Genomic DNA, 6,534 nt, shown 5'->3' with positions numbered 1-6,534 from the left:
ATAGGTGTTTGCGGCGTGGGTCACGATGTCTGTCGCATTGAAACCTTCAGGCGTGCGAATTGCACTGACCGTATCGGAATACAGGTCGGGGCTGGCCGCACATAGGTCAAGGCCCCACGCCTGAACCGCAGCGCGAACGCCCTCGGCCATGCGGGTATGACGGGCAAAAACGTTTTCGAGACCTTCGTCCAGAAGCATTTTGCACGCCTCGTTCAAACCGTTCATAAGGCCGACCGAGGGTGTGTAAGGATATGCGTTGTTGGCGTACCCCTTCACCATATCCTGCACATCAAAGAAGGTGCGGTGCAGCCCGGCAGTTTTGGTTGCGACCATCGCCTTGTCGCTGAAGCCAACGATTGCCAAACCGGCCGGAAGCATGAAGCCCTTCTGCGACCCAGTTACGGCCACATCAATTTCCCACTCGTCGAACCGGAAGTCCATCGATCCAATCGAAGATACACCGTCCACGAACAACAGTGCGGGATGACCAGCTGCGTCAATCGCCTTACGCACAGCAGCGATGTCGGACTTCACGCCTGTCGCCGTTTCGTTGTGTGTGGCAAGCACCGCCTTGATCTTGTGCGCCGTATCAGCGGTCAAAATCTCTTCATACTTATCCGCCGGAATGCCCTGACCCCAAGGCACATCAACAATCTGCACATCAAGGCCAAAGCGCTGGCACATGTCGATCCAACGATGGGAAAACATGCCGTTGCGGGCGACCAGAACGCTGTCGCCTTCGCTAAGCGTATTGGTCAGTGCGGTTTCCCAACCGCCAGTGCCCGACGCCGGGAAGATGAAAACTTCGCACGATGTGCTTTTCAAGATTGCCTGAACCGCTTTGCGTGCAGGGTGTAGGATTTGACCAAACAGCGGCGACCGGTGGTCGATGGTCGGCATATCGCACGCTTTGCGCAGCGATTCAGGGATGTTGGTCGGGCCGGGAATAAATACGGGGTTCTGAAAACTCATGGCGTCTCTCCTCCATTTGAGGAGAAACTACACGATAAAAGCCCTGCCACACAACTTTTTCGAAATTATTTTTCATTTTTGAAAATACCAATTTATAGTTTTAAATCAGTATTATGCATTTTTCACCCAATGAAAGTGTTTTTTGAATGCGCCTTTTAAGAGGACAATGGAAGTCCAGATCCTCGATTCTCACCGACCCAACTTCAACGGCATGTGACGGTTAACATCCTTGTACAGCAGGTACCGGAACCGCCCCGGCCCACCGGCGTAACAGGCCTGCGGGCAGAACGCCCGCAGCCACATGTAATCCCCAGCCTCGACCTCGACCCAATCCTGATTAAGCCGGTACACCGCCTTGCCTTCCAACACATACAGCCCGTGTTCCATCACATGCGTTTCGGCAAAAGGAATGACTGCTCCGGGCTCGAACGTAACAACTGTGACATGCATGTCGTGCCGCAGATCAGACGGATCAACAAAGCGCGTCGTGGCCCACTTGCCGTCGGTGCCCGGCATCGGCGTTGGCGCAACATCCGACTCATTGGTGACGATCACCTCGGGAAAATCGAGACCATCCACGGCCTTATAGGCTTTGCGCAGCCAGTGGAACCTGACCGGCTCCGCCCCAGTGTTCCGCAGAGTCCAACCGGATTGCGGCGGCAGGTAGGCGTAGCCCCCAGCAGTCATCTCGTGGGTTTGGCCATTGACCGTGAGGCTCATCGTCCCTTCGACAACAAACAATACGCCTTCGGCCTCTGGGTCAGTTTCGGCCCGATCCGAACCACCACCGGGACCGACCTCCATGATATAGTGGGAAAAGGTTTCCGCAAATCCCGAAAGCGGTCGCGCGATCACCCAAAGGCGCGTTTCGCCCCAGAACGGCAGAAAGCTGGTCGTGATATCGCGCATCGTGCCTTTGGGGATCACCGCGTAGGCATCAGTGAACATCGCGCGATCCGTCAACAATTGGTCTTGCCCAGGATGCCCACCCTTGGGCGCGAAATAGGACGTTGTCATGCGCGATACCCTTTATTGATGCCAACCAAGTATTGCCCCGCGACACGGGGACCACCATGCCTTTCGTCAATTAAGACTATTCGGGTTTCCTTAAAAATCGCCAGCAATTGCCTTGGGACGCCAATCAATCCTAAGCGCGATAGTAATCCCGATACCACGCAACAAACTTGGCCACACCATCGCGCACATTGGTCTGCGGTGCATAGCCAGTCAGGTTTCGCAGCAAAGACGCATCAGCCCAAGTGGCAAACACGTCGCCCTTCTGCATGTCCATGTAATTGCGCTTGGCAGTGATGCCGGTTTCCGCCTCAATCGCTTCGATGAAGTCAAGCAGGCGCACCTTGTCAGAATTGCCGATATTCACGATCCGGTACGGCGCCGCGGGGCTGAGTGTATCGCGCTCAACCGCAGTGTCAGGATCACCCGGCACTGCATCAATCAAAAGCCGAATTCCACGCACGAGGTCTTCGACATAGGTAAAGTCACGGTACATGTCGCCGTGGTTATAAATGTCGATGGGCGTGCCTTCAAAAATGCCCTTTGTGAACTTGAACAGCGCCATATCGGGCCGCCCCCAAGGACCGTATACAGTGAAAAACCGGAACATCGTGGTCGGGATTTTCCACAGATGTGCATATGAGTGCGCCATGCTCTCATTGGCTTTCTTGGTCGCAGCATAGAATGTCAGCGGCGTGTCTGCTTTGTCGGTTTCCTTGAACGGCATTTCTTCATTTGCGCCATAAACCGATGATGTGGATGCCATCAGCAAATGCTCAACCTCCAGCTGCCGGGCTGCCTCCATCACGTTAAAAGTGCCAACAAGATTGCTATCAAGATAGGCACGCGGGTTTTCGAGCGAATAGCGCACACCCGCCTGACCTGCGAGATGGACAATGATATCGGGGGCAAAAGCTGTTGCGACCCGTTCAAACGTGCCGTCTTCTTCAAGCGTGGCATGAGTAAAGCTGTAGCCGGGTGATTGCAGCAGCATCTGATTGCGACGCTCTTTCAGCGTCACATCGTAGTAATCCGTGATCGCATCGTATCCATGAACAACAAACCCATCATCCAGCAAAAGGCGGGCAAGGTAGTAGCCAATGAAACCGGCCGTCCCGGTAATGAGAACACGTTTCATCAGGTCACTGCTTCCATCCATCATCGTTGATGTCAGCGCCTAGCACGAACATTGCCATACGACCACCAAGAGAAATCCAGCGCAGACGTTGTAATGACGGGTCGGCACACATATTCCCCTATAGCCCCGCCCAACTAATTGGCAAAAGACAGCCGTTCCAATAAGCAGACTGCACAATGTTCTCTAAGTTCTTCGGAAATCGCAAAACCCCCATGCCCGAGATCACGTTTGATCCGGTCCAACCGGAGTCGGCGTTTTGCGTGATCGGAGATGTACACGGACGGATCGACCTGTTGACCACGCTGGTCGAAGCGTTGCCGAAAGAGACCAGCATCATTTGTGTCGGCGACCTGATCGACCGCGGGGATCATAGCAGAGACGTTCTGAGCTATGTCATGGGCCACGACTCGATCACATCGCTCATGGGCAATCACGAACAACTCATGCTGAACTTTCTGAAATCACCCGAAACACAAGGGCGTCGTTGGTTGCGCAACGGTGGACTTCAGACACTAGCCAGTTTCGGCATCGCAGGCATGACGGAAACCTCGGGGGCCGAAGCATTGCTCAACGCGCGCGACTCGCTTTATGACGCAATGGGCGATCAGATGGTGGCTTGGCTGGCGGGGCTGGAGTGCATTGCATGGTCTGGTAATGTAGCCGTCGTCCATGCAGGCGCGGATCCAAGCACCCCATTGGAAGATCACGACCCCGACACTTTCATCTGGGGCCACCCTGATTTCTGCAAGACGCAACGCGCCGACGGGTTCTGGATCGTGCACGGCCACACCATCGTCGATCACCCCAAGATGAGGGATGGCCGTATTTCCATCGACACCGGCGCTTACGCCACCGGCCAACTGACTGCAGCAGTGTTCACGCCAGATGGGGTTGAGTTCATTTCGACCTGAAGCGCTGATTGCGGCAATGTATACCACTGTATGCTGTTTACGACTCGCCTTCTTTGGCCTATGGCAAGGACAAATTAGGAAAGGCGTGACCCATGGCTGACACCACAGCAGACATTATCTACACCAAAGTTGACGAAGCACCCGAGCTGGCATCGGCGTCGTTTCTACCGATCATCCAGAAATTCGCAAAGGCTGCTGGCGTTAGCGTTGGCACCAAGGATATTTCCCTAGCCGGCCGCATCATCGCGACCTTTCCCGAGGTTTTGACCGAAGCACAGCGTCAACCCGATGACCTGGCCATCCTTGGTGATCTTGTAAAAACGCCGGAAGCCAACGTAATCAAACTGCCAAACATCTCGGCATCGGTGCCGCAGCTGGTTGCCGCGATCAAGGAACTGCAAAGCCAAGGCTACGCGCTTCCCGACTATCCGGAAACGCCTTCAACCGACGCCGAAAAAGCGGTTCGCGCCAAATATGACACGATCAAGGGCTCGGCTGTAAACCCGGTCTTGCGCGAAGGCAACTCTGATCGCCGCGCAGCCAAGGCTGTTAAATCCTATGCCCAGAACAACCCGCACCGTATGGGTGATTGGTCGGCAGACAGCAAAACGCGCGTGTCGTCGATGTCGGGCGGTGATTTCCGGTCGAACGAGAAGTCCGCGACATTGGCCGATGCAGCGTCCGCCAAGATCGTCTTGGTTGGCGAAGATGGCAAAGAAACCGTTTTGAAAGATGGGCTGAGCTATCCGGCAGGCACTGTTGTCGATGCGACCTTCATGTCGGCCAAAGCGCTTGATGCGTTCCTCATCGACGAAATCGCGAAAACCAAAACCGAGGGCACGCTATTCTCGCTCCACCTTAAAGCGACGATGATGAAGGTCTCGGACCCGATCATCTTTGGCCATGCCGTCAAAGCCTATCTTCAGCCAGTGTTTGACGCGCATGGTGACAAGCTGGCCGCAGCAGGCGTCAATCCGAACTCGGGTCTTGGCGACTTGATGTCACGGGTCGAAGACATGCCGGAAATCAAAGCTGATATTGAAGAAATCCTCGCTGACCGTGCACCGCTTTACATGGTAGATTCGGATCGCGGCATTACCAACCTTCACGTTCCGTCGGATGTCATCGTCGACGCCTCCATGCCGGCTCTCATCCGCGCAGGCGGCAAGGGTTGGGGCCCGGACGGCAAGGAACACGACGCGAATTGCGTGATCCCCGACAATTCGTATGCGCCGGTTTATGAAGAAACGATCAACTACTTCAAAGAAACCGGCAAGCTCGACCCGGCAACCGCCGGTACCGTGCAGAACATTGGCTTGATGGCGCAGAAGGCCGAGGAATACGGCTCACACCCGACCACATTCGAAATTCCGCACAACGGAAATGTACGGATGGTCCTTGGCGACGGTACGGTTTTACACGAACACGCAGTCGAAGCGGGCGACATCTGGCGTTCAGCCTCGACCCGCAAAGCGCCGATCGAGGACTGGGTCCAGTTGGCGATCGACCGCCAGAGGGCTGAAGGTTGCGAAGCGATCTTTTGGTTGGACGCGACACGGGCGCATGACGCAGAGTTGCTCAACTACGTCAAACCGATCCTCGACGCGAAAGGTGTGGCTGATTTGTTCAAAATTATGGCCCCTCGCGAAGCAACACGCGCCAGCTTTGAAACCATCCGCGAAGGCAAGACCTCAATCGCGGTGACGGGCAACGTGCTGCGCGACTACCTGACCGACTTGTTCCCGATCCTTGAATTGGCGACATCAGCCAAGATGCTGTCCATCGTCAAATTGATGAACGGTGGCGGATTGTTCGAAACTGGTGCAGGCGGTTCCGCCCCCAAACATGTGCAGCAGTTGGTTGAACAGAACCACCTTCGGTGGGACAGCCTGGGGGAATTCTGTGCGCTTGGCGAAAGCCTGCAGTTCCTTGCGGATGCGCGCGGCAATGAAAAGGCCCGCGTTCTGGGCAAGGCCGTGGATTCCGCGACGCAGGGCATTCTTGACAACAATCGGTCACCATCGCGCAAAGTGGGTGAGCCAGACAACCGCGACAGCCACTACTGGTTCGCCCGGTATTGGGCCGAAGCATTGACCACGCAAACCGATGACACCGAATTGGCAGCACATTTTGCACCGATTGCAAAAGAGTTGTCCGAGAAAGAAGATGCAATCCTTGCGGAGCTTGTTGGCGCGCAGGGTCAGCCAGCGGATTTGGGGGGATACTACCATACCGATCCCACCAAGACCGTCACTGTCATGCGTCCTTCGGGAACATTGAACGCGATCATCGGTTAATTCCGATACAGTTTTGGATCACGGGCCGGGCATTTTTGCCCGGCTTTTTTTGTCCAAAATTTGGGTCAGACACCGCGGTGTCATCCATTCCGACTCGGATTCTTATTCTTTTGAAGCAGTCGCTTCTGACACATGCCTCACGGCGGGGAGCCCATGCCATCGCGGTTCGGTGTTCGTGTTGAAACAATGGGCTTTTTCCAAC

General features: G+C 55.2%; 5 protein-coding genes. 2 read left to right on the top strand and 3 right to left on the bottom strand.

Translation table 11 applies throughout. From position 1 onward, the window contains the following. The 3 genes from ACTG4M_RS16725 to ACTG4M_RS16715 form a co-directional block, all read right to left on the bottom strand. The coding region (locus ACTG4M_RS16725; protein ID WP_439124806.1) for a pyridoxal-phosphate-dependent aminotransferase family protein at positions 1-972 on the bottom strand (972 nt) is incomplete at its 3' end. A 189-nt stretch (positions 973-1,161) separates the two neighbouring features. Continuing rightward, entirely contained in the window at positions 1,162-1,989 is an 828-nt protein-coding gene (locus tag ACTG4M_RS16720; protein ID WP_439124805.1) for a bifunctional allantoicase/(S)-ureidoglycine aminohydrolase, read from the bottom strand. Positions 1,990-2,119: 130 nt separating this feature from the next. After that, positions 2,120-3,124: an NAD-dependent epimerase/dehydratase family protein gene (locus tag ACTG4M_RS16715; RefSeq protein ID WP_439124804.1), complete on the bottom strand. Its 1,005-nt coding sequence runs from the start codon at positions 3,122-3,124 to the stop codon at positions 2,120-2,122. 176 nt (positions 3,125-3,300) lie between these two features. On the opposite strand from ACTG4M_RS16715, the gene ACTG4M_RS16710 reads away from it, so the two are divergent. After that, the gene (locus ACTG4M_RS16710; protein WP_439124803.1) at positions 3,301-4,035 is read left to right on the top strand and encodes a metallophosphoesterase; all 735 of its coding nucleotides are present in this window, start codon (positions 3,301-3,303) and stop codon (positions 4,033-4,035) included. Positions 4,036-4,127: 92 nt separating this feature from the next. Next, positions 4,128-6,332: an NADP-dependent isocitrate dehydrogenase gene (locus ACTG4M_RS16705; protein WP_439124802.1), complete on the top strand. Its 2,205-nt coding sequence runs from the start codon at positions 4,128-4,130 to the stop codon at positions 6,330-6,332. Positions 6,333-6,534: the final 202 nt, after the last annotated feature.

It is taken from the genome of Marivita sp. (genome assembly GCF_965656765.1).
GTDB lineage: Bacteria > Pseudomonadota > Alphaproteobacteria > Rhodobacterales > Rhodobacteraceae > Marivita.
The sequence above is the reverse complement of the archived record's forward strand: the minus strand, read 5'-3'. Positions and strand labels throughout refer to the sequence as shown.

Coding starts and splice junctions, on each gene's coding strand:
- ACTG4M_RS16720 (WP_439124805.1), bottom strand. CDS start 1,989: ATGACAACGTCCTATTTCGCGCCCAAGGGTGGGCATCCTGGGCAAGAC.
- ACTG4M_RS16715 (WP_439124804.1), bottom strand. CDS start 3,124: ATGAAACGTGTTCTCATTACCGGGACGGCCGGTTTCATTGGCTACTAC.
- ACTG4M_RS16710 (WP_439124803.1), top strand. CDS start 3,301: ATGTTCTCTAAGTTCTTCGGAAATCGCAAAACCCCCATGCCCGAGATC.
- ACTG4M_RS16705 (WP_439124802.1), top strand. CDS start 4,128: ATGGCTGACACCACAGCAGACATTATCTACACCAAAGTTGACGAAGCA.